Source organism: Novosphingobium sp. BL-S-21, from assembly GCF_055521655.1.
The window spans coordinates 1,938,135-1,964,386 of the sequence record NZ_CM145496.1 but is presented as its reverse complement, the minus strand read 5'-3'; the positions used below and the strand labels follow the sequence as shown (position 1 = coordinate 1,964,386).

Annotated in this window: 22 protein-coding genes; 12 read left to right on the top strand and 10 right to left on the bottom strand. The window is 65.7% G+C overall.

Annotated features, from left to right (window positions below; all coding sequences use genetic code 11):
• The first annotated feature begins 57 nt into the window (after positions 1–57).
• From ACZ1J6_RS17730 to ACZ1J6_RS17720, 3 genes are all read left to right on the top strand, one after another.
• Positions 58–2,853, top strand: coding sequence for a TonB-dependent receptor (locus tag ACZ1J6_RS17730; protein ID WP_132264408.1), 2,796 nt, complete (start codon positions 58–60; stop codon positions 2,851–2,853).
• Positions 2,853–3,971 carry a phytase gene (locus ACZ1J6_RS17725; RefSeq protein ID WP_465127646.1) on the top strand — a complete coding sequence of 373 codons (1,119 nt, stop codon included), beginning with the start codon at positions 2,853–2,855 and terminating at the stop codon, positions 3,969–3,971. Before ACZ1J6_RS17730 ends, ACZ1J6_RS17725 begins: the two co-directional genes overlap by 1 nt.
• Positions 3,972–4,038: 67 nt before the next feature.
• Positions 4,039–4,686: a lytic transglycosylase domain-containing protein gene (locus ACZ1J6_RS17720; RefSeq protein ID WP_465127645.1), complete on the top strand. Its 648-nt coding sequence runs from the start codon at positions 4,039–4,041 to the stop codon at positions 4,684–4,686.
• A gap of 144 nt (positions 4,687–4,830) precedes the next feature.
• On the opposite strand, the gene ACZ1J6_RS17715 is transcribed toward ACZ1J6_RS17720, so the two are convergent.
• Positions 4,831–5,724, bottom strand: coding sequence for a UTP--glucose-1-phosphate uridylyltransferase (locus tag ACZ1J6_RS17715; protein ID WP_132264413.1), 894 nt, complete (start codon positions 5,722–5,724; stop codon positions 4,831–4,833).
• 127 nt (positions 5,725–5,851) lie between these two features.
• Between ACZ1J6_RS17715 and murA the strand changes: the two genes are divergently transcribed.
• Together murA and ACZ1J6_RS17705 are read left to right on the top strand one after the other, a co-directional pair.
• Entirely contained in the window at positions 5,852–7,135 is a 1,284-nt protein-coding gene (gene murA / locus ACZ1J6_RS17710; RefSeq protein WP_132264415.1) for a UDP-N-acetylglucosamine 1-carboxyvinyltransferase, read from the top strand.
• Between the two features lie 78 nt (positions 7,136–7,213).
• A complete protein-coding gene (locus ACZ1J6_RS17705; RefSeq protein WP_132264417.1) occupies positions 7,214–7,435 on the top strand; it encodes a hypothetical protein in 222 nt (73 codons plus the stop codon).
• Positions 7,436–7,553: 118 nt separating this feature from the next.
• Here the strand turns inward: ACZ1J6_RS17705 and ACZ1J6_RS17700 are convergent, their stop codons facing one another.
• On the bottom strand, positions 7,554–7,787 hold the full coding sequence (locus tag ACZ1J6_RS17700) for a ribbon-helix-helix domain-containing protein (protein ID WP_431566986.1): 234 nt from the start codon (positions 7,785–7,787) through the stop codon (positions 7,554–7,556).
• A 171-nt stretch (positions 7,788–7,958) separates the two neighbouring features.
• Between ACZ1J6_RS17700 and ACZ1J6_RS17695 the strand changes: the two genes are divergently transcribed.
• Positions 7,959–8,285 carry a YnfA family protein gene (locus ACZ1J6_RS17695; protein ID WP_465127644.1) on the top strand — a complete coding sequence of 109 codons (327 nt, stop codon included), beginning with the start codon at positions 7,959–7,961 and terminating at the stop codon, positions 8,283–8,285.
• A 60-nt stretch (positions 8,286–8,345) separates the two neighbouring features.
• Here the strand turns inward: ACZ1J6_RS17695 and phbB are convergent, their stop codons facing one another.
• Positions 8,346–9,068, bottom strand: coding sequence for an acetoacetyl-CoA reductase (gene phbB / locus ACZ1J6_RS17690; RefSeq protein ID WP_132264422.1), 723 nt, complete (start codon positions 9,066–9,068; stop codon positions 8,346–8,348).
• Between the two features lie 140 nt (positions 9,069–9,208).
• The gene (locus ACZ1J6_RS17685; RefSeq protein WP_132264424.1) at positions 9,209–9,931 is read right to left on the bottom strand and encodes a hypothetical protein; all 723 of its coding nucleotides are present in this window, start codon (positions 9,929–9,931) and stop codon (positions 9,209–9,211) included.
• A 385-nt stretch (positions 9,932–10,316) separates the two neighbouring features.
• On the opposite strand from ACZ1J6_RS17685, the gene ACZ1J6_RS17680 reads away from it, so the two are divergent.
• The 5 genes from ACZ1J6_RS17680 to ACZ1J6_RS17660 all read left to right on the top strand — a co-directional run bounded on the left by ACZ1J6_RS17680 (position 10,317) and on the right by ACZ1J6_RS17660 (position 16,580).
• Entirely contained in the window at positions 10,317–10,784 is a 468-nt protein-coding gene (locus ACZ1J6_RS17680) for a DUF3576 domain-containing protein (RefSeq protein ID WP_132264426.1), read from the top strand.
• 71 nt (positions 10,785–10,855) lie between these two features.
• Positions 10,856–13,387: a leucine--tRNA ligase gene (leuS, locus tag ACZ1J6_RS17675; protein ID WP_465127643.1), complete on the top strand. Its 2,532-nt coding sequence runs from the start codon at positions 10,856–10,858 to the stop codon at positions 13,385–13,387.
• Between the two features lie 86 nt (positions 13,388–13,473).
• The gene (lptE, locus tag ACZ1J6_RS17670) at positions 13,474–13,911 is read left to right on the top strand and encodes an LPS assembly lipoprotein LptE (protein ID WP_165921377.1); all 438 of its coding nucleotides are present in this window, start codon (positions 13,474–13,476) and stop codon (positions 13,909–13,911) included.
• A 61-nt stretch (positions 13,912–13,972) separates the two neighbouring features.
• On the top strand, positions 13,973–15,031 hold the full coding sequence (gene holA, locus ACZ1J6_RS17665; protein ID WP_132264430.1) for a DNA polymerase III subunit delta: 1,059 nt from the start codon (positions 13,973–13,975) through the stop codon (positions 15,029–15,031).
• 148 nt (positions 15,032–15,179) lie between these two features.
• The gene (locus ACZ1J6_RS17660) at positions 15,180–16,580 is read left to right on the top strand and encodes a sugar transferase (RefSeq protein WP_132264432.1); all 1,401 of its coding nucleotides are present in this window, start codon (positions 15,180–15,182) and stop codon (positions 16,578–16,580) included.
• 169 nt (positions 16,581–16,749) lie between these two features.
• Here ACZ1J6_RS17660 and ACZ1J6_RS17655 read toward each other — a convergent pair whose 3' ends face one another.
• From ACZ1J6_RS17655 to ACZ1J6_RS17645, 3 genes are read right to left on the bottom strand one after another with little or no spacing between them, the layout of a single operon-like run.
• Positions 16,750–17,310, bottom strand: coding sequence for an LptA/OstA family protein (locus ACZ1J6_RS17655; protein WP_465127642.1), 561 nt, complete (start codon positions 17,308–17,310; stop codon positions 16,750–16,752).
• Complete coding sequence (lptC, locus tag ACZ1J6_RS17650) at positions 17,307–17,954, bottom strand: LPS export ABC transporter periplasmic protein LptC (RefSeq protein WP_132264436.1); 648 nt, start codon at positions 17,952–17,954, stop codon at positions 17,307–17,309. Before lptC ends, ACZ1J6_RS17655 begins: the two co-directional genes overlap by 4 nt.
• Before the next feature lie 17 nt (positions 17,955–17,971).
• Positions 17,972–18,595 carry a ribonuclease D gene (locus ACZ1J6_RS17645; protein ID WP_134094778.1) on the bottom strand — a complete coding sequence of 208 codons (624 nt, stop codon included), beginning with the start codon at positions 18,593–18,595 and terminating at the stop codon, positions 17,972–17,974.
• A 138-nt stretch (positions 18,596–18,733) separates the two neighbouring features.
• On the opposite strand from ACZ1J6_RS17645, the gene ung reads away from it, so the two are divergent.
• Positions 18,734–19,405, top strand: a complete 672-nt coding sequence (gene ung / locus ACZ1J6_RS17640) for a uracil-DNA glycosylase (protein WP_132265279.1) — start codon at positions 18,734–18,736, stop codon at positions 19,403–19,405.
• 32 nt (positions 19,406–19,437) lie between these two features.
• Here the strand turns inward: ung and ACZ1J6_RS17635 are convergent, their stop codons facing one another.
• From ACZ1J6_RS17635 to gltB, 3 genes are all read right to left on the bottom strand, one after another.
• Entirely contained in the window at positions 19,438–19,746 is a 309-nt protein-coding gene (locus ACZ1J6_RS17635) for a putative quinol monooxygenase (protein WP_465127641.1), read from the bottom strand.
• A gap of 156 nt (positions 19,747–19,902) precedes the next feature.
• Positions 19,903–21,336 (bottom strand): glutamate synthase subunit beta, encoded by a 1,434-nt coding sequence (locus ACZ1J6_RS17630; protein ID WP_132264441.1) that lies wholly within the window; start codon positions 21,334–21,336, stop codon positions 19,903–19,905.
• Between the two features lie 19 nt (positions 21,337–21,355).
• Entirely contained in the window at positions 21,356–25,999 is a 4,644-nt protein-coding gene (gltB, locus tag ACZ1J6_RS17625) for a glutamate synthase large subunit (RefSeq protein WP_465127640.1), read from the bottom strand.
• Positions 26,000–26,252: the final 253 nt, after the last annotated feature.

Here is a 26,252-nt window from a genome sequence, read left to right as displayed (position 1 = left end):
CTGTCACGAACCCTGCCTAGACGCGCCGCAATTCGTCGCAAAACAGGGTTCCAGTACATGAAAACCTCCTTCCGGATCGCAGCCGGCCTGCTCGCCTCGGCATCGTTCGCCACGATCGCGCACGCCGGCGAAGTCGCCGGCAGCGTTCATGACGCGTCGGGCGTGCGTCCGTTGCAGTCGGCTTCGGTTCGCATCGTCGAACTGAACCGCTCGGCCGAGACCGACCGCGGAGGCAACTTCATCTTCGGTGACGTGCCCGCCGGTACCTACACCCTGGAAGCGCGCTATGTCGGCGCCGAAGTGACCACCCAGAGCGTCTCGGTGGCCGCCACCGGCCGCATCGCCAGCAACTTCGACCTGCCCGCGATCGGCGGCGGCGACATCCTCGTCACCGGCCAGACCGCGAACCTCACCAGCGCCCTGTCGCGCCAGAAGGCCGCCGACGGCGTCGTCTCGGTGCTGACGCGTGACGCCGTGGGCCAGTTCCCCGACCAGAACGTCGCCGAATCGCTTCGCCGCCTGCCGGGCGTGAACATCCTCAACGACCAGGGCGAAGGCCGCTACGTTTCGGTTCGCGGGCTTGATCCCGACCTCAACGGCACCTCGATCAACGGCGTTCGCATGCCGGCGCCGGAATCGGACGCCCGCTCGGTCGCGCTCGACGTGGTTTCGTCAGACACCATCGAATCGGTGGAAGTGAAGAAGTCCTTCACCCCCGACATGGACGGCGACTTCATCGGCGCCTCGGTCGAGATCAAGACCACCAGCGCCTTCGATTCCAAGAAGAACCGCTACTCGCTCAGCGCCGAGGGCAGCTGGAACGACTATTCGGGCAAGGTCACGCCGAAGGGTTCGTTCGACTTCACGCAGAAGCTGGGCGACGATTTCGGCATCGCCGGCTCGGTCAGCTATTACAAGCGCAAGTTCGAGACCGACAACGTCGAGACCGGCGGCTGGAACGTCGACGATAGCGGCAATGCCTGGGCCGAATCGGTCGAATACCGCGACTATGACGTGGAGCGCACCCGCATCAACGCCGCGCTCTCGGCCGACTGGCGCGTGTCGGACACGACCAAGGCCTATGTGCGCGGCAACTGGGCGCAGTTCGACGATCACGAATATCGCCGCCGTACCACGCTCGACTTCAGCGACTTCGACGGTCCGAGCAGCAGCACGGACTCCAGCGCCACCTTCGATTCGGATGACGAGCGCATCACCGTCGAGCGCGACCTCAAGGATCGCTTCGAACGCCAGCGCATCCGCAGCGTCGCCATCGGCAGCGACACCGACACCGGTACGTGGAAGTTCAACTGGCAGGCGAGCTATGCCAAGTCGAGCGAGAAGGAAACGTTCTCGATCGACCCGACCCGCTTCCGCGCCCGCTTCAACGAAGGCGTGGTGGTCGCCACCGACTACGCGAACAAGTACTATCCGACTTACGCGGTCACCGCCGACCCGGACAGCGAGTTCAACGATGCCTCGGCCTATGAATTCAACAAGACCGAGCTGACCACCCTGTCCGACAGCCAGGATGAGGAATGGGCCGTCAAGGCCGACCTCGCCCGCACCTTTGCCGGCGACAACGGCGACTTCACCGTTCAGGCCGGCGCCAAGGCGCGCTGGCGCAAGAAGTCCTACGACTTCAACATGAACTACTACGAACTGGCCGACGGCGCGCCGGACTACACGCTGGCCGACGTGCTGGGCAAGCAGACCTATCGCCTGGTCGACATGGGCCCGGTCGCCAGCAAGACCGGCCCGGCCGACTACCTGCTGTCGAACCCGGACTCGTTCGTCATCAACGATTACGAAAGTGCCCTGAACTCGGCCGTCAGCGATTATTCGGTGCGTGAGGACATCCTGGCCGGCTACGCGATGGCCCGCTGGGACAGCTCGACGCTCCGCGTGATTGGCGGCGTGCGCATGGAGCGCACGCACAACGAACTCAACGGCAGCCTCGTCACTGACAATGGCGACGACACGATCACCATCGATCCGCTGAACTACAAGCGCAACTACACCAACTGGCTGCCCAGCCTGACGCTGCGCTTCAGCCCGCAGCAGAACCTGGTCGCCCGCGCCGCCGGCTACAAGACGATCGTGCGCCCCAAGCTCTCGCAGCTGGCCCCGCGCAACACGATCAACGACGATCTTGAGCTGGAAGTCGGCAATCCGGAGCTGAAGCCCTACCAGGCCTGGAACTTCGACGCCGGGTTCGACTACTACTTCACGAACAACGGTGCCCTCTCGATCGGCGGCTTCTACAAGTCGGTCAAGGACTACACCTATAGCTACAACTCGAAGGAAAGCGGCGTCTACAACGGCATCGCCTATGACGAGCTGACCGTTCCGGTGAACGGCGACACCGCCACGATCGCCGGCCTGGAAGCCAGCTTCAGCCAGGTGTTCTCGATGCTGCCCTCGCCGTTCGACGGGCTGCTGACGCAGATCAACTACACGTACACCTATGCCCGCGGCACCGTGTTCTCCGACGATGACGGTACGCAGATCGCTCGCCGCATCGCCCTGCCGAACGCGTCGAAGAACACCTTCAACGTCGTGCTCGGCTACGAGAAGGGCCCGGTCAGCCTGCGCGCCGCCGGTACCTTCCGCGACAAGTACCTCGACGAAGTGGGCGACGACGCCGAGACCGACCGCACGGTCAACCAGCACTTCCAGCTGGACCTCTCGGCCAAGTACAAGGTCACCGAGAACATCCGCCTCTTCGCGGACTGGGTGAACGTCAACAATGCCAAGTACTTCGCCTATCAGAACCTCGGCGGCGCCAAGCGCGTCCTCCAGTACGAGGAATATGGCTCGACCGTGAAGTTCGGCGCGCGGGTGACCTTCTGATGAAGGCAGCCTTCACGAACCTTTCGGGAATCGTGAAGCAGGGGTCGGGAGCATTGCTCCCGGCCCTTCTGCTTGGCGCCCTTGGCGGATGCGCGACGACGGGCGGGGCGCCTGCCGCCGTCATGCTTCCAGCCACGGATGTTCCCGCGCAGGCCGAGACCGACCCGGTCGGCACGGCCAATGTCGATGCCGCCGACGATCCGGCGATCTGGCGCAATGCCGCCGATCCGGCCGCCAGCCTGGTGCTGGGCACCGACAAGAAGGCGGGGCTCTACGTCTACGGCCTCGACGGCAAAGTGCGGGACTTCGCCGCGGCAGGCGCGCTCAACAACGCCGACTTGCGCGAAGTGCGCTTTGCCGACGGTTCGCAGCGGATCCTCGTGGGCGCGAGCGACCGTACCGACCGCGCCGAGCCGCGCATCGCGCTTTTCGCGCTGGACGGTGCCACCGGCAAGCTGGCGGCGCTCGGGTCCGAGACGTTCCTGCCCGCCGGCCATGCCCCGGCCGAGGCTTACGGCTTCTGCATGGGCAGCCCCCTGGCGCGTGACGAACTGGCCCGCGCCTATGTCGTGCTCAAGGACGGCTCGGTGGCGGAGAGCCGCCTGGTCGAAAAGGACGGCCGGATTGCCGCGGACTACGTGCGGCTGGTGAAGTTCGCGACGCAGTCCGAAGGCTGCGTGGTGGACGATGCCGGCAAGGTGCTGTTCGTGGCCGAGGAAGACGTCGGCATCTGGAAGGTGCCGCTGGCCGGCGCCACCCTGGTGGCCGAGCCCTTCGCCCGTGTCGGGGCGCAGGATGGCCTCGTCGCCGATGTCGAGGGACTGGCGATCGCGCGCGAGAGCGGGGGCCGGGCCTGGCTCGTGGCTTCCAGCCAGGGCGACAATGCCTATGCCCTGTTCGACTTGTCTTCGGGCACGCTCTCCGGCCGTTTCCGCATCAATGGCGGTCCGATCGGCGGAACCAGCGACACCGACGGCATCGAAGTCGCGCTGGGCGATTTCGGTCCGCAGTTCCCGGAGGGCCTGATGGTCGCGCAGGACGGGGACAACGCCCCGAAAGCGCAGAACTTCAAGATGCTGTCCTGGCGCGCGATTCGCACGGCTCTGGGCATTCAGTGATGCGTGCCGCCGCCCTGCGAATCTCCGGCCTTGAGGGGGTGTACCGGGCTGGAGTAACAGGGCGGCGATGACGCGGATCACGAATCGCATGATGGGAATCGCCGGCGCGGCCGTGATGGCTGTGTCCGGCTCCGCTTGTCCGCAGGCCGCCTTGGCCGATGTCCTCCAGGTCGGTACCGGAGGCTACCAGTGGGTGGCCGGCGGTCCGGCGGGGCAGGGCGGTGACACCGTGGGCGCGCAAGTGGCCGAAGTGGAGCCGGTTCCGGCCGGACTGGAAGCCTCGCAGCTCCATCCCCAGTCGATCACCCAGGCGCTCGATGCTGCGGGTCCCACCCGCTGGCGGGCGCGGGTGGCGGAACTCGCGGCCAAGTACGACATCAGCCCGACCCTGTTCGAAGCGGTGGTCTGGCAGGAAAGCCGCTGGAACGAGGCGGCGCTCTCACCCGTCGGCGCGCGCGGGCTGACTCAGCTCATGCCCGGCACGGCGGCGCAGATGGGGGTCAATGCGGGCGACCCGATGGCCAACCTCGAAGGCGGCGCGCGCTATCTGCGCATGCAGCTGGATGCTTTCGGCGGCGATATCGAAAAGGCGCTCGCGGCCTATAATGCCGGTCCCGGCCGCGTGCAGAAGGCGGGCGGAATCCCGCGCATCCGCGAGACCCAGGCCTATGTCGCCTCGATCATGGCGCGCCTGACGGACCCGGTCCGCCACTGACAACGCGCCGATCGGTGTGATCGCTCTCCGGCGGACAGAACGCCGGAGCCAGCGGTTCGACGGCGCTCTTCCGATCTTTCCCGCCCAAGAAAAAAGCGCGCCTTGCGGGGCGCGCTTTTCGTCTGAATCACAGGGAAGAAAGGCTCAGCCCAGGAGCTTCTTCGCGATGGTCCGCACTTCCTCGCCGATATCCGAGCGATCGAGCGCGATGGCGAGCGTGGCTTCCACGAAGCCGACCTTCGAACCGCAGTCGAAACGCTGGCCGGCGAAAGTCACGGCGTGGAACGGCTGCTGGCCGATGAGCTTGGCCATCGAATCGGTGAGCTGGATCTCGCCGCCGGCGCCCTTGCCCTGGTTCGCCAGGAGATCCATGATTTCCGGCTGGAGGATGTAGCGGCCCGAAACGATCTTGTTCGAGGGCGCTTCGGCCACCTTGGGCTTTTCGACCAGGCCCTTCACTTCGGTCAGCGCACCGCCGAGCACGTCGAGCGTGGCGCCCGGCGCGATCACGCCGTAGCTGGAGACTTCTTCCTGCGGCACTTCGAGCACCGAGACGAGGTTGCCGCCCACTTCGTTATAGGCTTCGACCATTTGCGCCATGCAGCCGGGCGAGCCGTACATCAGTTCGTCGGGAAGGAAGATCGCGAAAGGTTCATCGCCGATCACGGCGCGGGCGCACCAGACCGCGTGGCCCAGGCCGAGCGGGACCTGCTGGCGCACGGTCACCAGGTTGCCCGGCTGGATGCGGGTCGGTTCGAGGGGATCGAGCGACTTGCCCCGCGAGGACATGGTCGCTTCCAGTTCATAGGCCGTATCGAAATGTTCGACGATCGCGGTCTTGCCGCGGCCGGTGACGAAGACGAACTCCTCGATCCCGGCTTCGCGGGCTTCGTCGACCGCGTATTGGATCAGAGGCCGGTCGACGACCGGAAGAAGTTCCTTCGGAATCGCCTTTGTGGCGGGAAGAAAGCGGGTTCCAAGTCCTGCTACCGGAAATACGGCTTTTCGGACGGGCTTTTTGAACTGTGGTGCAGACATGGGTAAAGGTCTGACTCCGTTTGGTTACAATGCGATTAAAGCCGCTTCGCAGATGCAGCGCAACAGTCTATCCATCTTTCTCCGAGGTGTGCTTGCTGCACGGCCAAATCCCGTTAAAGAGCGGGCCATGGACAAGATCATCATCCAAGGCGGCAAGCGCCTCTCCGGCACCATCCCCGTTTCCGGCGCGAAGAACGCGGCGTTGACGCTCCTGCCCTGTGCCTTGCTGACCGAAGAGCCGCTGACCCTGCGCAATCTGCCGCGCCTGGCAGACATCGACGGGTTCCAGCACCTGATGAACCAGTTCGGCATCTCGACGATGATCGCCGGCAGCCGTCCCGAAGATTTCGGCCGCGTGATGACGCTCCAGGCCACCCGCATCACCAGTTCGGTGGCGCCATACGATCTCGTGCGCAAGATGCGCGCCTCGATCCTGGTGCTCGGCCCGATGCTGGCCCGCATGGGCGAGGCGACCGTGTCGCTGCCCGGCGGCTGCGCGATCGGCAACCGCCCGATCGACCTGCACCTGAAGGCCCTGGAAGCGCTCGGCGCCCAGATCGAGATGGCGGCCGGCTACGTCCGCGCCATCGCGCCGGACGGCGGCCTTCCCGGTGGCCGCTATTCCTTCCCGGTGGTCTCGGTCGGCGCGACCGAGAACGCGTTGATGGCCGCCGTGCTCTGCACCGGCAAGTCCACGCTGCACAACGCCGCGCGCGAGCCCGAGATCGTCGACCTCTGCAACCTGCTGGTCGCCATGGGCGCGCAGATCGAAGGGATCGGCACTTCGGACCTCACCATCCACGGCGTGTCCCGTCTTCACGGCGCGACCTACATGGTCATGCCCGACCGTATCGAGGCCGGCTCCTATGCCTGCGCGGCGGCGATCACCGGCGGCGAAGTGACGCTGAAGGGCGCGAAGATCGAGGATATGGAAGCCACCGTGCAGGCCCTGCGCGATGCCGGCGTCCATGTCGAGCCGACGGCTGACGGCCTCCATGTCGCGGCCGACGGTCCGCTGAAGCCCGTCACCCTTTCCACCGCGCCCTACCCCGGTTTCGCCACGGACATGCAGGCCCAGCTGATGGCCCTGCTGTGCCGTGCCGAAGGCTCCAGCGTGCTGACCGAGACGATCTTCGAGAACCGCTACATGCACGTTCCCGAACTCAACCGCATGGGCGCGCATATCGAGACCAAGGGCCGCACCGCCGTGGTCCACGGCGTGCAGAAGCTGACCGGCGCGGAAGTGATGGCCACGGACTTGCGCGCGTCGATGAGCCTGGTCATCGCCGGCCTGGCGGCCGAGGGCGAGACGCAGGTACACCGCCTCTACCACCTCGATCGCGGCTACGAGCGGCTGGAAGAAAAGCTCGCTCTGGTCGGCGCACAGATCGAACGGGTCGGCGGCGAGTAACGCAACCTATCGGCGCGATGGCGCGTTGCTCCCCCGAATACCCGAAAGGGTCCGGACACCCCAGGAGGAGCAACGACCATGGGCTTGATCAAATTGGCCGCAGCCGGAGCCATCGGCTACGCGCTTTACAAGTATGCCAATCGCGACGGCCAGCAGGCGGCAACCGCCGGCGGGTCCGAGAACTATAGCGTGCGCGATGCCGGGCCGGAGAACATGACTCACAAGCCGCCCCGCTGGTCCAAGACCGACGAGGCGATCGACGAGAGCTTCCCGGCCAGCGATCCGCCGTCCACTTACTGATTTCCTGCGGGAACACGATCTCCTGCGAGCCATCGCAGTGTACCCAAGGGGCGGGACCGCAAGGTTTCCGCCCCTTACCGTTTGGCGCCTCATCGCTTTGTATCGCAAGGCCGGGCGTTCAGGCCTGCAGGGCCGCGACCAGCCATACGCGAATGGCGCTTGCCAGACCGGGCGGGGTATCCGCTTCCAGCCGCTCGGCATCGATCCGGGCCACGAGCGCGTTGATCGGAATCCCCCCTTCCGCGGCGACCTGGCGCAGCAGGTCCCAGAACACCGGTTCGAGGCTGATCGAGGTCTTGTGACCCGCGATCTCGATCGAGCGCTTGACCGGCGGGTGGTAGATCGACGTCATTGCCCTTGCCTAGCAGGCGGCGCGACCCGGGTGAATGGCCTGGCCTCGCGTCAGGCTGACTTGCGCCGCTGATTCCGGGACGCCGGCGCTTTCGTCGCCTGCAGCCTGGCCGTTGCGCCATGGCCCGAGAAGCCGGGAGACAGGCTGGCCGCCCCTCGCTATCGATCGGGAATGCAGAGCGTTATCATCTACATCGGCGCGGCGCTGGCCGAAATCGGGGGCTGTTTTGCGTTTTGGGCCTGGCTGCGGATGGGGAAGTCTTCCCTTTGGCTATTGCCGGGCTGCGCTTCGCTGGTGCTTTTCGCCTGGCTGCTGACGCTGGTGGACAGCAGCAATGCCGGGCGGGCCTATGCCGCCTATGGCGGAATCTACATCTCGTCGGCCCTGTTGTGGCTCTGGATCGCCGAGGGCGTTCGCCCGGATCGCTGGGATCTCGGCGGAGTGGCCGTCTGTCTGGTGGGCGCGGCCATGATTCTCTTCGGGCCGCACAAGGTCTGAACCAAAGGGTCAGAAGAGCAGGGCGGACCGACCCGACGCGCGGGCCGGTCCGCCGATGGCTCAATACATGTGCTGGCCGCCGTTGATGCTCAGGGTAGAGCCGGTGACGAAGCCCGCATTATCGGAGCAGAGGAAGGCACAGCCGCGCGCGATCTCGTAAGCGTTGCCGAGGCGGCCGACGGGGATCTTGGCGACGATCTTCTCAAGGACCGGCGCCGGAACGGCGGCGACCATGTCGGTATCGATGTAGCCGGGCGCGATGGCATTGACGGTGACGCCGTACTTGGCGCCTTCTTGGGCCAGCGCCTTGGTGAAGCCGTGGATGCCGGACTTAGCGGCGGCATAGTTCACCTGGCCGTACTGGCCGGCCTGGCCGTTGATCGAGCCGATGTTGACGATGCGGCCCCAGCCGCGCTCGCGCATGCCGGAGAACGTGGCCTTCGCCATGTTGAAGCACCCGCCGAGGTTGATGCGCATCACCTCGTTCCAGTCATCGAAGCTCATCTTGTGAAGCACGCCGTCGCGCGTGATGCCGGCGTTGTTGATGACGATATCGACGGGGCCGACTTCCTCGGTCACCCGCGCGACGCCGTCGAGCACGGCTTCATGGTCGCCTACGTCCCACTTGTAGGCGGCAATTCCGGTCTTGTCCGTGAAAGCCTTGGCCTTCTCGTCATTGCCTGCATAATTTGCAACTACGGTGTGGCCCCTCTCCTGGAGGGCCAGCGACACAGCCTCCCCGATACCCCTGGTTCCGCCGGTAACGATAGCAACGCGCGCCATTCAAATAGCCTTTCGCTTAGTGAGCATCCACCAAGCACAGGCTAGGAAATGCCGTGCGCAAGGGCAAGCGGAAGCCCTCCCGCAGCAAGCTTTAATTACGCCATGTCGGATTGAGAGAAATGCAGCCTGAGTTGCAAAAATCAGAACTTGAACTGCGTGCCCACATAGACTGCCTGGCTGTCCTGCCTGCCGTCGGTCAAGGGCACCAGACGTTCGCGATCCTGCGAGTAGCGAACGCCTGCCGTCAGATCGAGATTGTCGGTCACGCGGTAGGCTCCGGCCAGGTCGACCTCACCCGCTTCGCCCACGAAAGTGTGCGGTGCGCGGCCAGGCGCGCGCTTTTCGTCGATCGACAGCCGCGTGGTGAACCGCGGTTCCTTCTGCGAAGGCGTTCCGGCCTGAAGGCTGAACTTCTTCAGTTCCGGCGCATCGGCAAGGCCGCGGGCAGGGGGGGCGGCCGGGGTGATGTCGGCCGCGAAGTTCTGATAGCCGCGCGCCACGCCCAGGTTGAAGGCGGCGGGGGCGATCTTCAAGCCGCCGACGCTGGCCAGCTCGCTATGCGGTATCGGGTTGCGATTGCGCACGATGATCGCCTGCGCGGCTTGGGGATCGACGCGCACCGCCACCGTGACGGCGCGTTCGCGGCGGCCCGCGGCCCCGGCGGGGGTGAACGGGAAGGCATCACCATTACCCAGCGAGCGCATGGCAATGGCGCGGGACAGATTCTCGGGCGAAGTCTCGGCATCGAGCGCATCGAGGGCGCGATTCGAGGGATCGGCCTTGAACGTGGTGGTGAAGGCCAGGACGGCGCTGGGCAAGGCGAGCACGGTCACGCAGCAGGCCAGCATCATGCTGGTCCTCATGCCGCTTTTCGACGCGTGGTTGCGCTCGCTTTCCGTCACTTCAAGTCCCAGTCATCTTCCATACCGGCCGGCCCCACTTCCGCCCTCCGGCGCCAAAACACCCTGTCCGGCCATGCCGGCCTGCAGGATGGTGCGGCGAAAGGCGATAGCCGGTAGCTCCATTCTGGCCGCGGTATCTTAACACAGGCTGATCCACGCGGGGAAGGGGCAGAAAGGCGCTTTCCCGCGCCGCGCCGCCGTTCAGCAAGCGTTTAGCCTTGCAGGGGTTATGGCCGCAAGCTGAAGAAGCCGCACTTGCCGCCGGGCAATGGCGGCTATAGAGGCGTTTCACGGCAGGCGCGCGGAAAGTCCGGCGCCTTCGCCAAGACAGGAACTGGGAATTACGATGACAGGCAGCACCCATACCGGCCTTCTCTCTGCTCGATCGCTGGCAACCGCGGGCTTCTGCGCCGTGGCCGCGCTTGCACTGGCCGGCTGTGGCGGTGGCCGCAAGCAGGTGAATTCCTCGATCGCGCCCTCGGCGGTGACCACGATCGGCGTGAACAGCTACCTGTGGCGCGCCAGCCTCGATTCGCTCTCGTTCATGCCGCTGCTCCAGTCGGACAGCGCCGGCGGCGTCATCGTCACCGACTGGTACGTGAATCCCAAGCAGCCGGGTGAGCGCGTCAAGGTCACCGTCATGATCCTCGACAAGGACCTGCGCGCCGACGCCCTGCGCGTCACCGCGCAGCGCGAAGTCTCCGCGAACGGCGGCTGGGCTGCGGCACCGGTGCAGGCTGCCACCGTGCAGAAGCTGGAGGACATCATCCTCACCCGCGCCCGCGACCTTCGCCGCGATTCGATCGGCGGCTGATTGTTTTTTGAACGCGGCACCGGCCGGTGCCGCGACTGTGCGGGGGCTTACCCGCAGGAGACTCGATTAAGATGACCGAGCGGTTCGATCCGGCTCAGGCGGACACGCGCTGGCAGGCGGCGTGGGACGACGCGCAGTGCTTCAAGGCGGACGACACCTCGTCGAAGCCGCGCAGCTTCGTGCTTGAGATGTTCCCCTATCCTTCGGGGCGCATCCATATCGGCCACGTCCGCAACTATACGATGGGCGACGTGCTGGCGCGCTACAAGCGCATGACCGGGCACGAAGTGCTCCATCCGATGGGCTGGGACGCGTTTGGCATGCCCGCCGAGAACGCGGCGATGGAAAAGGGCGTCCACCCCGGCGGCTGGACGCGCGAGAACATCGCCAACATGAAGGCGCAGCTGAAGCGCCTGGGCTTCGCGCTCGACTGGAGCCGCGAAATCGCCACCTGCGAGCCGGAATACTACGGCCATGAGCAGGCGCTGTTCATCGATCTCTACGAGAACGGCCTGGTCTACCGCAAGGAATCGGCGGTCAACTGGGATCCGGTCGACCAGACCGTGCTCGCCAACGAGCAGGTGATCGACGGGCGCGGCTGGCGCTCGGGCGCGCTGGTGGAGAAGCGCAAGCTCTCCCAGTGGTTCCTCAAGATCACCGACTTCGCCGACGAACTGCTGGACGGGCTTTCCACGCTCGACAAGTGGCCCGAGAAGGTCCGCACGATGCAGGAGAACTGGATCGGCAAGTCGCAGGGCCTGCAGTTCAAGTTCGACCTTACCGCCGAAGTGGGCGGCATCGGTTCGGTGGAAGTTTACTCGACCCGTCCCGACACGATCTTCGGCGCCAGCTTCGTCGCCGTCGCCGCCGATCACCCGATCGCGCAGGCGGTTGCCCAGGGCCGTCCCGAGGTCGAGGACTTCATCGCGCTGTGCAAGCAGGGCGGGACGACCGCTGCCGAACTGGAAACCGCCGAGAAGCTGGGCTTCGATACCGGCGTCAAGGCCAAGCACCCGTTCACGGGCGCCGACCTGCCGGTGTTCATCGCCAACTTCGTGCTGATGGACTACGGCACCGGCGCGGTCATGGCCGTTCCCGGCCACGACCAGCGCGACTTCGAATTCGCCACCAAGTACGGCTTGCCGATCCTGCGCGTCGTCGCGGCGAGCGAGGCCGATGCCGACAAGCCGTTCGACGGCGAGTCCGAGGCCGGTGATGGCGTCTGCGTCCACTCCGACTTCCTCAACGGCATGGCCGTGAAGGACGCCAAGGCCGCCGTCATTGCGCGCGCCGAGGCGGAAGGCTGGGGCGAGGGCAAGACCGTGTGGCGCCTGCGCGACTGGGGCGTCTCGCGCCAGCGTTACTGGGGCACGCCGATCCCGTTCATCCACTGCGAGGTTTGCGGCGTGGTGCCGGTGCCCAAGAAGCACCTGCCGGTCACGCTGCCCGAGGACGTCGATTTCACGACCCCCGGCAACCCGCTGGTGCGTCACCCGACCTGGAAGCATGTCGATTGCCCGCAGTGCGGCCATGCCGCGCGCCGCGAAACCGACACGCTCGACACCTTTGTCGACAGCTCGTGGTATTTCCTGCGCTTCGCCAGCCAGCCGGAAGATCGTCCGTTCGATCCGGCCAAGATCGCCGAATGGCTGCCGGTTGAGCAGTACATCGGCGGTATCGAGCATGCGATCCTGCACTTGCTCTACGCCCGCTTCTGGACGCGCGCGCTGGCCCGCATCGGCAAGATCGAGGTGAAGGAACCCTTCGCCAGCCTGTTCACGCAGGGCATGGTCACGCACGAAACCTATTTCCGCATCAACGATGCCAATGGCCAGCCGGTCTACTTCTCGCCCGGCGAGATCGAGCGGGGCGCCGAAACCGCCACGCTCAAGGCCGATGGCGCCCCGGTCGAAGTCGGCCGCGTCATCAAGATGTCGAAGTCGAAGAAGAACGTCGTCGATCCGGATGAGATCGTCGCGACTTATGGCGCCGACGCGATCCGCTGGTTCATGCTGTCGGACAGCCCGCCGGAGCGCGACCTGCCGTGGTCGGAAGCCGGCATCGAAGGCTGCGGCCGCTTCGTGCAGCGGTTGTGGCGCCTGTTCGCCCAGTACGACGCTGCGGCGACTGGCGAAGACAAGGCGATCGACCGCAAGGCACACCAGACGGTGGCCGCGGTCGCTTCGGACATCGAATCGCTGGGCTTCAACAAGGCCGTGGCGCGCATCTACGAGCTGACCGGCGCGGTCGAGAAGGCGGCCCCTTCGGCCAGCCGTTCGAGCGCGATCCGTACGCTTCTGCTGCTCGTCTCGCCGATGATGCCGCACTTGACCGAGGAAGCTTTCGCCCAGTTCGGCGAAGGTCTCGTCGCCCAGGCGGCCTGGCCTGCCGTCGATCCGGCGCTGCTGGTCGAGGACGAAGTGACCGTGGCCGTCCAGGTGAAGGGCAAGCTGCGCGACACCCTGACCGTGGCCAAGGGCACGTCGAAGGAAGAGCTTGAAGCGCTTGCCCTTGCCAGCGAGAAAGTGCAGCGTGCACTGGATGGAGCCGAGGTGAGGAAAGTGATCGTCGTGCCCGACCGACTGGTAAATCTCGTCGCGTGAAGGGTTTCCTGCGCCCTCGTTTCCTGCGTCTCGTCAGCCCGGCTCTTCTCGGGGCCGCTGTGCTGTCCGGATGCGGTCTCCAGCCCATGTATGCGGGGGGCGGCAGCGGTGCCGTTGCGCGCGGGCTTCAGGGCGTGCAGGTCGCGGCGATCGAAGGGCGTGCGGGCTGGCTGGTCCGCAATGCCGTGGTCGATCAGCTCGGCGCGGAAAAGAGCGGCGTAGCGCCGCGCTACCGCCTCGACATCCGCCTGGACGACAAGCTCGAAGGCTTCGCCCTGCTTTCGGACGATACCATCGGCCGTGAACGCCGCACGCTTCGCGCGCGCTATCAGCTGGTCGACATGTCCAGCAACGAGATCGTGCTCGACGCCACTGCCGGATCGGATGCGGGCATCGACGTCGTCTCTTCGGACTATGCGACGATCGCGGCGGAACAGACCGCGCTCGAAAACATGTCGAAGGACGTCGCCACCCGGATCGTCACCGCCGTCGCGCTGCGCCTGCGCGGCGACACCAAGCAGTAACCGGGCCGATGCGGCCCAGAGAAATGAGGCCAGCGCCCGTGCGTCCTTGCGGAGCGGGGGCGTGAAGGCCACCCAGAAGGACTTCGGCGGCCTTGCAGCCCGCGCCGCACAGCAGGCGCGGGTTTTCTTCTTCTGCGGCCCGGACGAGGCCGGCGCGAGCGACGCCGCGGCGAAGATCCTCTCTTTCCTGCCCGAACCGGGCGAGCGGGTGGAGATCGCCGGCTCCGAACTGCGCCGCGACCCGGTCAAGCTCGGTGACGAGGCGCGCTCCAATTCGCTGTTCGGCGGCACCTCTCGCCATATCTGGGTGCGCGCCCAGGGCGACGAGGCGCACGATGCCGTCCAGATCCTGCTCGAAAACGAAGTGGACGCCTGCCCGGTCCTGATCGTGGCGACTGGCGCCACCGACAAGTCGCGCACCGCCAAGCTTCTGGCGAATCGGCCCGACGGGCTGGTGGCGATGTTCTACCCGCCCGACCTGTCATCGGTGACCAGCGCGGTGCGCACGATGGCGAATGGCGCCGGCCTGAAGATGGGCAGCGACCTTGCCGAGCGAATCGCCCGGGCCTCCGGCCTGGATACCCGTCTGGCGCGCTCGGAAGTGACCAAGCTGGCGCTCTATCTCGATGCCAGCGCGGAGACGCCGCGCCCGGTATCCGCCGCGGATCTCGATGCCGTGGGCGCTGCGACCGAGGATGACGATTTCGGACCGCTGGTCGACGCGGTGCTGGGCGGCAAGCGGGATGCGATCGGCCCCGAACTCAAGCGCTTGCGCGACCAGGGCATCAATGCCGTTGGCCTGCTGCTTGCCTTCGAGCGGCGTACGGCGCAGCTCGCCGGGCTGAATTCGCGGCTTGGAAGAAGCGGCGACGTGGCCGCCCTGATCGATTCGGAAGCGGCTTCCCGCCGAATTTTCTGGAAAGACAAACCAGCACTTGGGGTGCAATTGCGGATCTGGCGTGGTAATCGTTTGGAGCGGCTGGTTGCCCGTCTTATTGCAATGCACCAAACCCTTTTGGGTAATAGCCAGGATGCTGACCTTCTTCTCGCGGAAGGGTTAGTCGAAATAGCTAGAATTGCTACGCTTGATGGCAAACAACGGATAAAAAGAACAGCTTAACTGAATCGGCTTTCCCGCGCCGATGGAATGTTCATAAGGACATTCGCCTATTGCAGTGCAGCACGGACTTTCATTCGTGGCATTGGTGGTAGGACAGGACGAGGGGATCCGGGGGGCATGAGTTCGACAATTCGGGAGTGTTGAACGCATGAATGCGCCATTTGCAGTATCGACCCAAGCCGTTCAGCGCTCCGAAGCAGACGAACTTCTCGTCGCACCTTCGCTCGAACGTAGACGGCTTCAATGTTATCTTGCCTTGCTGGTTGGGGACCTTGTGGCCCTGCTGGCTGGCTTCGCACTGGCTGGCTGGCTTTATGATACCGGCCGGGGATTTCAGATGGCACTCGTCTACGGACAAGTGCTCTTGCCGATTTTCCTCACATTGGCCTTGTACAATGCCGCCTACTCCACCGACGCGCTTCGCGACGGCTGGCGAGGTATCTTCCGTGCGGAAGTGTCGATGGTGGTGGCGGTCGTCGTCGTCGTCTTCGTGCAGTTCCTCATGAAGTCCTCCGCCGAGCTGTCCCGCGGGGCGTTCAGCGGCGGGGTGATCTGCGCCATGGGCTTTATCGCCTGGTCGCGCCTGCAGCTTCGCAGCTTCGTCCACTGGCGCTGCGGTGCCAATGTCATCAATGAGCTGATCATCGATGATGGCGGTCCGCAGCTGCGCATGCCGGGCGCGATCCGCGTCTCGGCGGCAGCCATGGGGCTGCGGCCCAACCTCAAGGACCCCGATTCGCTCGACCGCGTCGGCCTCGTGCTGCGCAACATCGACCGGGTCGTGGTGAGCTGCCCGGCCGACCGCCGCGCGGAATGGGCCATGGTGCTCAAGGGGGCCAATGTCGACGGTGAAGTGCTGGACGACGAAGTCGCGCGTCTGGGTGCCCAGGGTGCGCGCGTCACGGGTCAGCACGGCCTGCTGCTCGTCTCGGCAGGGCCGCTCGGAATACGTGAGCGCGCCATCAAGCGCATCTTCGACGTCGCCTTCTCCGGCGCGGCGATCCTGGCGCTCTCGCCGCTGCTGCTGGTCGTGGCACTGGCCGTGAAGCTGCAGGACGGCGGACCGGTGTTCTTCGTCCAGCGCCGGATGGGCCGCGGCAACCGCTTCTTCAACATGTACAAGTTCCGCAGCATGACGCAGGCCTTGTGCGACACGAACGGCAACGTCTCGGCCTCCAAGGAGGACCAGCGCATTACCCGGGTCGGCCGCTTCATTCGCGGCACCAGCATCGACGAGCTGCCCCAGCTCTTCAACGTGCTGCTGGGCGACATGAGCCTGGTCGGGCCGCGTCCCCACGCCACGGGCTCGCTGGCGGGCGAGAAGCTGTTCTGGGAAGTGGATCGCCGCTACTGGCAGCGCCACTGCCTGAAGCCGGGCCTGAGCGGCCTGGCGCAGGTGCGCGGCTATCGCGGCGCCACGGACCAGGAATCGGACCTGATCAATCGCCTCCAGTCCGATCTCGAATATCTCGAAGGCTGGACCATCATGCGCGACCTGCACATCATGTTCCTCACCCTGCGGGTTCTCGTCCACGATCGCGCCTTCTGACCCGGCGCGGAGCGCGGCCTTTCCCGAAGGCCGCCTCCGCCCGGAAGAAGGTCCAGGCACAGCAAAAAGGCCGGTCATGACCCCAGGGTCGTGACCGGCCTTTTTGCTGTGCCTGCTGAATGCGCTTTCGTCCTGGGGGGGTGCCCTGAGACGTATCGACCCTTCGGCGTCAGTTGGTCTTCTTGGGGACGTTGAAGGTGCCCTTGACGCGGCCGCCCGAGGCCGAGGAGACGCCGCTCTTGAGGTCCATCACGAAGCGGCCGCCGTGCAGGGTATCGCCGGTGCCGCGCTTGAGGCTGGCATTGCCGACCATCGTGATGATGCGCTGGTTGAAGTCGTAGATGGCGGTATCGCCGGTGGCCACCTGGTCCTGGCGGGTGACGACGACATTGCCGCTGGCGGTGATGCGCTGCACCTGGGTCTGGTCGCCCTTGGTGAAGTCGATCACCGTGCGCGCGCCGCGCAGGCGCAGGTCGGCCTGGGTAATGTCGACATTGCCGGTCAGCACGACCCGGTTCTGCTTGTCCTGCAGCTCGATGCGGTCTGCACCGAAATCGACGGGCGCATTCGAATTGTGGCCCGAGATCGCCTGCGCGCCCAGCTGCTGGCCGGCGGCGAACAGGGCCAGCCCGGCCACCGGGGCCGCGATGGAAGCGCGGAACAGGCGGGACTGGAGCAGGCCCGATTTGGACAGGCTGCCTCGGAAGGTCATTTTGGCGCGGGGGGTCATTGCGGCATCCTCAGCTTGCCGGGCGTAATGCGCATCCGGGCATTGCCTTCGAGCGTAATATTGCGGGTGTCGAGATCGGCGTGCATCTTGTCGGCCTTGAAGGTGCCGGAGGGCACGGTGCCCTGGACACCGCCCGATGCGACCGCCGTCTTCTCCTTGATGTCGACGTCCACCTTGCTGGTGGTCATCGTATAGCCGTCGGACGACTTGAAGTTGACCGGGCCGTCCACCGCCATGGTGTCATTGTCGAAATTGTAGGCGCCGCGCGGCGCGGCGATGTCGGCCGGGCCGTCGCGCAAGTTCATCCTGGCGATGAGCTTCTGCATCTCGACGATGGGGATTTCGGGCGAGCGCTGCACCGCGGTGCCGGCCGTGACCACGAAATCGCGGCCCTGGTTGTCCTGGCCGCGATAGGCGGCGTTGTCGACGGCGATACGCTCGCCGGTGGTCGCCACCTTGTTACGGTCGAGCAGGAAGCTGATCTCGCCCCGCGGGGAGAGCGGCACCAGGATCATGACGGCTGCCACCAGCCCGATGCCCGCGGGCAGGGCCTTGGCAAGGAAGGCCACCATGCGATCGTGCGAGCCGCCGGGCGCGGCAAAGTGCCGGCGGCGGTTGCGGACCTGGTTGGCTTCGACCGACATGCCTGTTTACGCTCCGATCAGGCGGCTTCGTGGCTGAAGATATCGTGGTCCGGCCAGCCGGCCAGGTCGAGCCGGGCGCGGGCAGGCAGGAAGTCGAAACAGGCCTGGGCGATGTCGCTGCGATTCTCGCGCGCAAGGCGCATCACCAGGATCTGGTGCATCGCATGAAGGTATCGCACGTCCGAAGCGGCATAGTCCTTCTGCGCCTCGGTCAGTTCGGCGGCGCCCCAGTCGCTGGACTGCTGCTGCTTGGAGACTTCCTTGCCCAGCAGTTCGCGGACCAGGTCCTTCAGCCCGTGTCGATCGGTGTAGGTCCGCACGAGCTTGCTGGCGATCTTGGTGCAGAATACCGGTGCGGCGGTGACGCCCAGGTAGTGCTCGATCGCCGCGAGGTCGAACCGCGCGAAGTGGTAGAGTTTCAGGCGCGCCGGATCGGCCAGCACCGCTTTCAGGTTCGGCGCGGCAAAGTCGCTGCCGGGCGCAAAGCGGACGAGATGCTCGTCGCCCTGTCCGTCGGAAATCTGGACCACGCAAAGGCGGTCGCGCGGGGTGATCAAGCCCATCGTCTCGGTGTCGACGGCGACGGGTCCCGGCGCAAGCACGCCTTCGGGGAGATCTTCTTCGTGGAGATAGACAGCCATGGTCCGGAAATGCTTAGGGACTGGGCCTGAGTTAGGCAATGGCCAAGGCGGCCGGAGTTTGATCCGAACGCACAAGTCCGGGACGCCGATGGCCGCCGACAGATCGGGAGTAAGCCGCAAGTGGACGCTTCAGGAGCCATGCAGGGCGTGCCGCCATCCTGGCAGGCCGCGCTAGGTCCGGTACTCGATTCCCCCGAATCGCGCCATCTCGGCGGCTGGCTTCAGGCCGAGGAAGACGCCGGAAAGCGGATCTATCCGCCGCGCGGCAGCCGCCTCAGCGCCCTGGAACTGACGCCGCTGGACGAAGTGCGCGTGGTCATCCTGGGGCAGGATCCCTACCACGGCGCCGGACAGGCGCATGGCCTGGCCTTCTCGGTGGCGCATGGCGTGCGGGTGCCGCCTTCGCTGGCGAACATGTACAAGGAACTGGCGACCGATTGCGGCGTCACGGCGCCGGGACACGGCAACCTGGAGCACTGGGCGCGGCAGGGCGTCCTGCTGCTGAACAATGCGCTGACAGTGGAGGAGGGCCAGGCCGGGTCTCACCAGAAAAAGGGCTGGGAGGCGATCACCGATGCTGCCGTGGCCGCCGTCGCCGCGAAAGCGGAGCCCTGCGTGTTCCTGCTCTGGGGCAATCACGCGAAGAAGAAGGCCATGCGGGTGCCGGGTCTGGCCTCAAGCCATCACCTCGTGCTGACCGCGCCGCATCCCAGCCCGCTGTCTGCCCATGCCGGGTTCTTCGGCAGCCGGCCCTTCAGCCAGGCCAATGCCTTTCTGGAGGCCAACGGTCGCGGCCGGATCGACTGGTAGGCCGCTGGCGCCGCGGCGCAGGATCAGCGCGTTCAGGCGGAGACGCCGGATATGGCCTCGTCCATGACGTAATGGCTCATCGCCCCGCCCACGCCCATGTCTCCGAAGGCGGCGCGGAAGCGGGTAAAGCTGTCCAGCGCGCGGGCAGCCTCGTGGGCTTCCATCGATGTCCACACGACGTTGAAGGTGAATTTCGACGGATTCTCCACGCCCCGGCCGAATCGGACGGAGACGACGCCTTCGCAGGCGGCGAGCTGCGCCAGCCCGTCTTCGTTCATGACCGCGGCGAAAGCGTCCTCGGCGCCCGGACGCACTTCGATCTCGGCGATTTCCAGCAGCATTCGGGCGTTCTCCGGGGGACAGGGACGAGCGAGCCTCGCCGCGTCCCGGCCTTGGGTCAATCGCCGGCCGGGAGTGATCGCCCGGACGGAATGCCGGCATGAAAAAGGGGCGCTCCTTGCGGAACGCCCCTTTTCAATTCAGCGGAACGGCCGGCTTCAGCGCGGCAGTTCGGAAGCGCCCATGAGTGCTTCGTCCACGGCGCGGGCGCACTGGCGGCCTTCGCGGATCGCCCAGACCACCAGGGACTGGCCGCGGCGCATGTCGCCGCAGGACCAGATGGCCGGGTCGCTGGTGCGGTAATCGACCATGGTGGCCTTGACGTTGCCGCGTGCGTCCAGATCGACGCCCGACTGGTCGAGCATGCCGGCCTTGCGGGGGCCGACGAAGCCCATGGCGAGCAGGATGAGGTCGGCCTGGAGCGTGAACTCGCTGCCTTCCACTTCCTGCATCTTGCCGTCCTTCCACTCGACGCGGACGCATTCGAGGGCACGGACGTCGTTGTCGCCGACGACGCGCTTGGTCAGCACCGCCCAGTCGCGATCGACGCCTTCCTCGTGGCTGGACGAGGTGCGCAGCTTGAGCGGCCAGTTCGGCCAGGACATCGCCTTGTTCTCGTGCAGCGGCGGCTTGGGCATGATTTCCAGCTGGGTGACCGAAGCGGCGCCCTGGCGGTTGGAAGTGCCGACGCAGTCCGAACCGGTGTCGCCGCCACCGATGACGATGACGTGCTTGCCGGTGGCCGAGAGCGTGCCGCGCGGAGCCGCGCGCAACTCGTCGTCGCCGGCATTGCGCTTGTTCTGCTGGGTCAGGAATTCCATCGCGAAGCGCACGCCCGGAAGTTCGAAGCCGGGGATGTTCAGCGGACGGGGATCTTCGGCACCGCCGGAGAACACGACAGCGTCGAAGTTTTCCTTGAGCGAGGCGACCGAGACCGTCACGCCCACTTCGGTGGAGGTGCGGAATTCCACGCCTTCAGCCATCATCTGCACCAGGCGGCGGTTGATGAGGTGCTTTTCCATCTTGAAGTCGGGAATGCCGTAGCGAAGCAGGCCGCCGACCCGGTCGTTCTTCTCGAACAGGGTCACCGAGTGGCCGGCGCGGGCCAGCTGCTGCGCGCAGGCCATGCCTGCCGGGCCGGAACCGACCACGGCCACCGACTTGCCGGTCTTCTTCTCGGCAGGCTTCGGCGTGATCCAGCCTTCCTGCCAGCCCTTGTCGACGATCGCGCATTCGATCGACTTGATGGTGACCGGCTGGTCGATGATGTTCAGCGTGCACGCGGCCTCGCACGGGGCGGGGCAGATGCGGCCGGTGAACTCGGGGAAGTTGTTGGTCGAGTGGAGGACTTCCAGCGCGTTCTTGAAGTCGTCCTCGTAGACCAGGTGGTTCCAGTCCGGGATGATGTTGTTGACCGGACAGCCGGTATGGCAGTGCGGCACGCCGCAGTTCATGCAGCGCGATGCCTGGTCCTTCAGCGCTTCCGTCGACAGCGGGACGACGAATTCGTTGTAGTTCTTCAGGCGCTCGGTGGCGTCGCCGTAAGTGCGATCCTGGCGGTCCAGTTCGAGGAAGCCGGTTTCCTTGCCCATCTTGATACGTTCCTAGATCTTATTCTGCTGCGACCGAGGCGGCTTCGATGCGTTCCGCCTCCTGCTGGCGCAGAGCCTTCGCATAGTCGCGCGGCATCACCTTGACGAACTTGCCCAGCGCGTTCGACCAGTCGTCGAGCAGCGCGCGGGCTCTTTTCGAGCCGGTGTGCAGGTGGTGGCGTTCGAGCAGGATGCGCAGGCGCTCCGCATCGTGGCGCAGCATGTCGCCCATGCCCAGGTCGCGGACCGAGACGGTGCGCTGCTGGGGACGGCCGGTTCCCTCTTCGTCTTCGTCTTCGTCTTCGGCCGAGATGCGGATGAGGTCGACCATCGCCGGGTTCACCAGCTTCTCGAACTCGCCATCCTCGTCGTAGACGTAGGCGATGCCGCCGGACATGCCTGCCGCGAAGTTGCGGCCGGTCTTGCCCAGCACCGTGACGACGCCGCCGGTCATGTATTCGCAGCCGTGGTCGCCGCAGCCTTCGACGACCGCGATCGCGCCCGAGTTGCGGACTGCGAAGCGCTCGCCGCCGACGCCGTTGAAGAACGCCTCGCCGGAAATCGCGCCGTAAAGCACGGTGTTGCCGACGATGATGTTCTTGAGCGGATCGCGGTTCACATGGCCGGGCTGGCGCACGATCACGCGGCCGCCGGACAGGCCCTTGCCGACGTAGTCGTTGGCATCGCCGGTCAGGTCGAGCGTGACGCCGTGGGCAAGCCAGGCGGCGAAGCTCTGGCCGGCGACGCCGGTGAGCTTCACGTTGATCGTGTTGTCGGGCAAGCCGTCATGGCCGTAGCGACGGGCCACTTCGCCCGAGAGCATCGCGCCGACCGTGCGGTTGACGTTGATGACACTCTTTTCGATGCGAACGGCCTGGCGGTTGTCCAGGGCGTCGCCCGAAGCGGCGATCAGTTCGTTGTCGAGCGCGTTCTCAAGACCGTGGTCCTGCGCTTCGCTCCAGCCCAGCGAGGGGCTGTCGCCCAGCGGTGCCTGGTAGAGCACCTTGGACAGGTCGACACCCTTGGCCTTCCAGTGCTGGACGGCCTTCTTCATGTCGAGCTTGTCGACCCGGCCGACCATTTCCGCGATCGTGCGGAAGCCGAGTTCGGCCATGATCGCGCGCAGTTCCTCGGCGACGAAGAAGAAGTAGTTGACCACATGCTCGGGCTGGCCGGTGAAGCGGGCGCGCAGGACGGGGTCCTGGGTGGCGACGCCGACCGGGCAGGTGTTGAGGTGGCACTTGCGCATCATGATGCAGCCGGCCGCGATCAGCGGTGCGGTGGCGAAGCCGAATTCTTCCGCGCCGAGCAGCGCGGCCACGGCAACGTCACGGCCGGTACGCAGGCCGCCGTCGGCCTGGACCACCACGCGGCTGCGCAAGTTGTTGAGCAGCAGGGTCTGCTGGGTTTCGGCCAGGCCGATTTCCCAGGGCGAACCCGCGTGCGTCAGCGAGGTGAGCGGCGAAGCGCCGGTGCCGCCTTCGTAGCCCGAGATCGTGATGTGGTCCGCGCGCGCCTTGGAAACGCCCGCGGCAACCGTGCCCACGCCCACTTCGGACACCAGCTTGACCGAGACGCGGCTGGTCGGGTTCACGTTCTTGAGATCGTGAATGAGCTGCGCGATGTCTTCGATCGAGTAGATGTCGTGGTGCGGCGGCGGCGAGATCAGGCCGACGCCCGGCGTCGAGTGACGGGTGGCGCCGATGGTCTTGTCCACCTTGTCGCCCGGCAGCTGGCCGCCTTCGCCGGGCTTGGCGCCCTGAGCCATCTTGATCTGGATGTCGTCGGCGTTGACGAGGTACTCGGTGGTCACGCCGAAGCGGCCCGAGGCGACCTGCTTGATCGACGAACGCATGGAATCGCCGCCCGGCAGGGGCTTGAAGCGCGAGGGATCCTCGCCGCCTTCGCCGGTGTTCGACTTGCCGCCGATGCGGTTCATCGCCATCGCCAGCGTGGTATGCGCCTCCCACGAGATCGAGCCGTAGCTCATCGCGCCGGTGGCGAAGCGCTTCACGATCTCGCTGGCAGGCTCCACTTCGGAAATGTGGATCGCCTGGCCGGGAACGAACTCCATCAGCCCGCGGATGGTGAGCATCCGGGTCGACTGGTCGTTGATGGTGCGGGCGAATTCCTCGTACTTGGCGGGGATATTGCCGCGCACGGCGTGCTGGAGCGCGCCGATGTTTTCGGACGTCCAGGCGTGTTCCTCGCCGCGGACGCGCGAGCCGTAGATGCCGCCGACGTCGAGCATGCTGGCGTAGATCGGGTTGTCGCCATAGGCCGCATCGTGGCGGCGGACGGCTTCTTCCGCGATTTCGGTCAGGCCTGCGCCTTCGATGGTGGTGGCGGTTCCGGTGAAGTACTTGTCCACGAAAGCGGTCGAGAGGCCGACCGCGTCGAAGATCTGCGCGCCGCAGTACGACTGATAGGTCGAGATGCCCATCTTGGACATGACCTTGCGGATGCCCTTGCCGACGGCATAGACGTAGTTCTTCGCCGCCTGCTCCGCCGTCACCGGCAGGTTCTTGCGAACGCGCACGGCCTCGATGGTTTCGAAGGCGAGATAGGGGTTGATCGCTTCGGCGCCGAAGCCCGCCAGCGCGCAGAAGTGGTGGACTTCACGCGCTTCCCCGGTTTCCACGACGAGGCCGGTCTGCATGCGCAGGCCCTGGCGAACGAGGTGGTGGTGGACGGCGGCCGTCGCCAGCAGGGCCGGCATCGGGATACGGTCGGGGCCCTGGGCACGGTCGGACAGGACGAGGATGTTCTTGTCCGCCAGCACCGCTTCGGTCGCGGCCCAGCACATTTCCTTGATCGCCATTTCGATGCCCGCGGCGCCGGTCTTGGCGTCCCAGGTCATGTCGATGGTGGCGGTGCGGAAGGCCCCGTCGAGCGCGGCTTCCACCGAACGGATCTTGGCAAGGCCAAGGTCGGTCAGGATCGGCTGGCTGACTTCCAGGCGCTTGTGCGTGCCGGCATCGTGGCCGAGCAGGTTCGGGCGCGGACCGATCATCGAGACGAGGCTCATGACCAGTTCCTCGCGGATCGGGTCGATCGGCGGGTTGGTGACCTGCGCGAAGTTCTGCTTGAAGTAGTCGTAAAGCAGGCGGGCCTTGTTCGACAGCACTGGGATCGGCGTGTCGGTGCCCATCGAGCCGAGCGGATCGTCGGCAGCGACGGCCATCGGCTCCAGGAAGCGGCTGACGTCTTCCTGGGTATAGCCGAAGACCTGCTGGCGATCGAGCAGCGTGCCCGTGGGGGCGGGCAGCTCGGCCAGTTCGGGTTCGATCACGTCGAGATCGGCCAGCTTGTACTGCGCCTGGTCGAGCCACTTCTCGTAAGGCTCTTCATTGGCAAGCTGGGTCTTGATTTCCTCGTCCTCGATGATGCGGCCCTGATCGAAGTCGATCAGGAGCATCCTGCCGGGCTGGAGGCGCCACTTGCGGACGATGTTGTCTTCCTTGATCGGAAGCACGCCGGATTCCGACGCCATGACGCAGATGTCGTCGTCCGTGACGAGGAAGCGCGCGGGGCGCAGCCCGTTACGGTCGAGCGTGGCGCCGATCTGGCGGCCGTCCGTGAAGGCCACGGCGGCCGGACCGTCCCAGGGTTCCATCAGGGCAGCGTGGTATTCGTAGAAGGCGCGGCGTTCCGGCGTCATCAGCGGGTTGCCCGCCCATGCTTCCGGAATCAGCATCATCATCGCGTGGCTGAGCGAATAGCCGCCCGCCAGCAGCAGCTCGAAAGCGTTGTCGAGGCAGGCGGTGTCCGACTGGCCATGCGGGATCAGCGGCCACATCTTGTCGAGATCGGCGCCGAGCAGCTCCGATTCCATGGTGCGGCGGCGCGCGTTCATCCAGTTCACGTTGCCGCGGACCGTGTTGATCTCGCCGTTGTGGGCCATGAAGCGGAACGGATGCGCCAGCTTCCAACTCGGGAAGGTGTTGGTCGAGAAGCGCTGGTGCACGAGGCCGAGCGCCGAGACGAATTCGGGGTTGCGCAGATCGTCGTAGAACGAGCCCACCTGGGTCGCCAGCAGCAGGCCCTTGTAAACGATGGTGCGGCTGGAGAAGCTCGGCATGTAGAGCTCGGTCAGGCCGGGCAGCTTGTGCTTTTCGGCCATGGCCTTGAGAGGGTTCTGCGTCTGCTTGCGGATCGCCAGGATCTTGCGCTCGAAAGCGTCCTGGTCGGCGCAGTTGTCGCCGCGGCCGACGAAGCACTGGCGGATCACCGGCATCGAGTTGATGACGGTCTTGCCCAGGCCATCGAGCGTGACGGGCACGTCGCGCCAGCCGATCAGGTGCTGGCCTTCCTTGGCGATGAACTTTTCGAAGGTCTGCGTGATGAGGTCGCGGCTGGCCTCGTCCTGCGGCAGGAAGCACATGGCGACGGCATAGTCGCCCGGCTGCGGCAGTTCGACGCCGGTCGCGGCGGCCCAGCTGCGGAACAGGCCATCGGGAAGCTGAGTCAGGATTCCTGCGCCGTCACCCAGCAGCGGGTCGGCACCCACCGCACCGCGGTGGTCGATATTTTTCAGGATTTCCAGCGCCTGAGTAATGATAGCATGCGTTTTCTGGCCTTTGATATGGGCTACGAAGCCCACACCACAGGAGTCGTGTTCGTTACGCGCATCATAAAGGCCCTGGGGCTTAGGAAATCCCATCGATATAAACCCATCCTGTCATTTTTTGCCGGGGACCTGTCCACGCCCCGCCGCGCACGAATCGTGCGGCGCCGGTGCGCGTCATGGTGGTCCCTCGCGCCCCCATGACGATTGCGGGACGCTTTTGCAATGGTGAAGGCAGGGGTGCGCGCAAAATTTAGTGCGTGTGCGCGGGAAAAAAGGGAATTTTGTTATGCGAAAACGTGTTTCAGTTGCGTGGAACGCGTTTTGGCAGGGACCGGCCGCTTAAAGG

Bases quoted from the DNA above. Each gene is read 5' to 3' on its own strand.
- leuS (WP_465127643.1), top strand. From the start codon at position 10,856: ATGACCGAGCGGTTCGATCCGGCTCAGGCGGACACGCGCTGGCAGGCG.
- ACZ1J6_RS17720 (WP_465127645.1), top strand. From the start codon at position 4,039: ATGACGCGGATCACGAATCGCATGATGGGAATCGCCGGCGCGGCCGTG.
- lptE (WP_165921377.1), top strand. From the start codon at position 13,474: ATGTATGCGGGGGGCGGCAGCGGTGCCGTTGCGCGCGGGCTTCAGGGC.
- ACZ1J6_RS17680 (WP_132264426.1), top strand. From the start codon at position 10,317: ATGACAGGCAGCACCCATACCGGCCTTCTCTCTGCTCGATCGCTGGCA.
- ung (WP_132265279.1), top strand. From the start codon at position 18,734: ATGCAGGGCGTGCCGCCATCCTGGCAGGCCGCGCTAGGTCCGGTACTC.
- ACZ1J6_RS17630 (WP_132264441.1), bottom strand. From the start codon at position 21,336: ATGGGCAAGGAAACCGGCTTCCTCGAACTGGACCGCCAGGATCGCACT.
- lptC (WP_132264436.1), bottom strand. From the start codon at position 17,954: ATGTCGGTCGAAGCCAACCAGGTCCGCAACCGCCGCCGGCACTTTGCC.
- phbB (WP_132264422.1), bottom strand. From the start codon at position 9,068: ATGGCGCGCGTTGCTATCGTTACCGGCGGAACCAGGGGTATCGGGGAG.
- ACZ1J6_RS17685 (WP_132264424.1), bottom strand. From the start codon at position 9,931: ATGAGGACCAGCATGATGCTGGCCTGCTGCGTGACCGTGCTCGCCTTG.
- ACZ1J6_RS17660 (WP_132264432.1), top strand. From the start codon at position 15,180: ATGAATGCGCCATTTGCAGTATCGACCCAAGCCGTTCAGCGCTCCGAA.
- ACZ1J6_RS17645 (WP_134094778.1), bottom strand. From the start codon at position 18,595: ATGGCTGTCTATCTCCACGAAGAAGATCTCCCCGAAGGCGTGCTTGCG.
- ACZ1J6_RS17725 (WP_465127646.1), top strand. From the start codon at position 2,853: ATGAAGGCAGCCTTCACGAACCTTTCGGGAATCGTGAAGCAGGGGTCG.
- ACZ1J6_RS17705 (WP_132264417.1), top strand. From the start codon at position 7,214: ATGGGCTTGATCAAATTGGCCGCAGCCGGAGCCATCGGCTACGCGCTT.
- ACZ1J6_RS17730 (WP_132264408.1), top strand. From the start codon at position 58: ATGAAAACCTCCTTCCGGATCGCAGCCGGCCTGCTCGCCTCGGCATCG.
- ACZ1J6_RS17715 (WP_132264413.1), bottom strand. From the start codon at position 5,724: ATGTCTGCACCACAGTTCAAAAAGCCCGTCCGAAAAGCCGTATTTCCG.
- ACZ1J6_RS17695 (WP_465127644.1), top strand. From the start codon at position 7,959: ATGCAGAGCGTTATCATCTACATCGGCGCGGCGCTGGCCGAAATCGGG.
- ACZ1J6_RS17635 (WP_465127641.1), bottom strand. From the start codon at position 19,746: ATGCTGCTGGAAATCGCCGAGATCGAAGTGCGTCCGGGCGCCGAGGAC.
- ACZ1J6_RS17700 (WP_431566986.1), bottom strand. From the start codon at position 7,787: ATGACGTCGATCTACCACCCGCCGGTCAAGCGCTCGATCGAGATCGCG.
- ACZ1J6_RS17655 (WP_465127642.1), bottom strand. From the start codon at position 17,310: ATGACCCCCCGCGCCAAAATGACCTTCCGAGGCAGCCTGTCCAAATCG.
- gltB (WP_465127640.1), bottom strand. From the start codon at position 25,999: ATGGGATTTCCTAAGCCCCAGGGCCTTTATGATGCGCGTAACGAACAC.
- murA (WP_132264415.1), top strand. From the start codon at position 5,852: ATGGACAAGATCATCATCCAAGGCGGCAAGCGCCTCTCCGGCACCATC.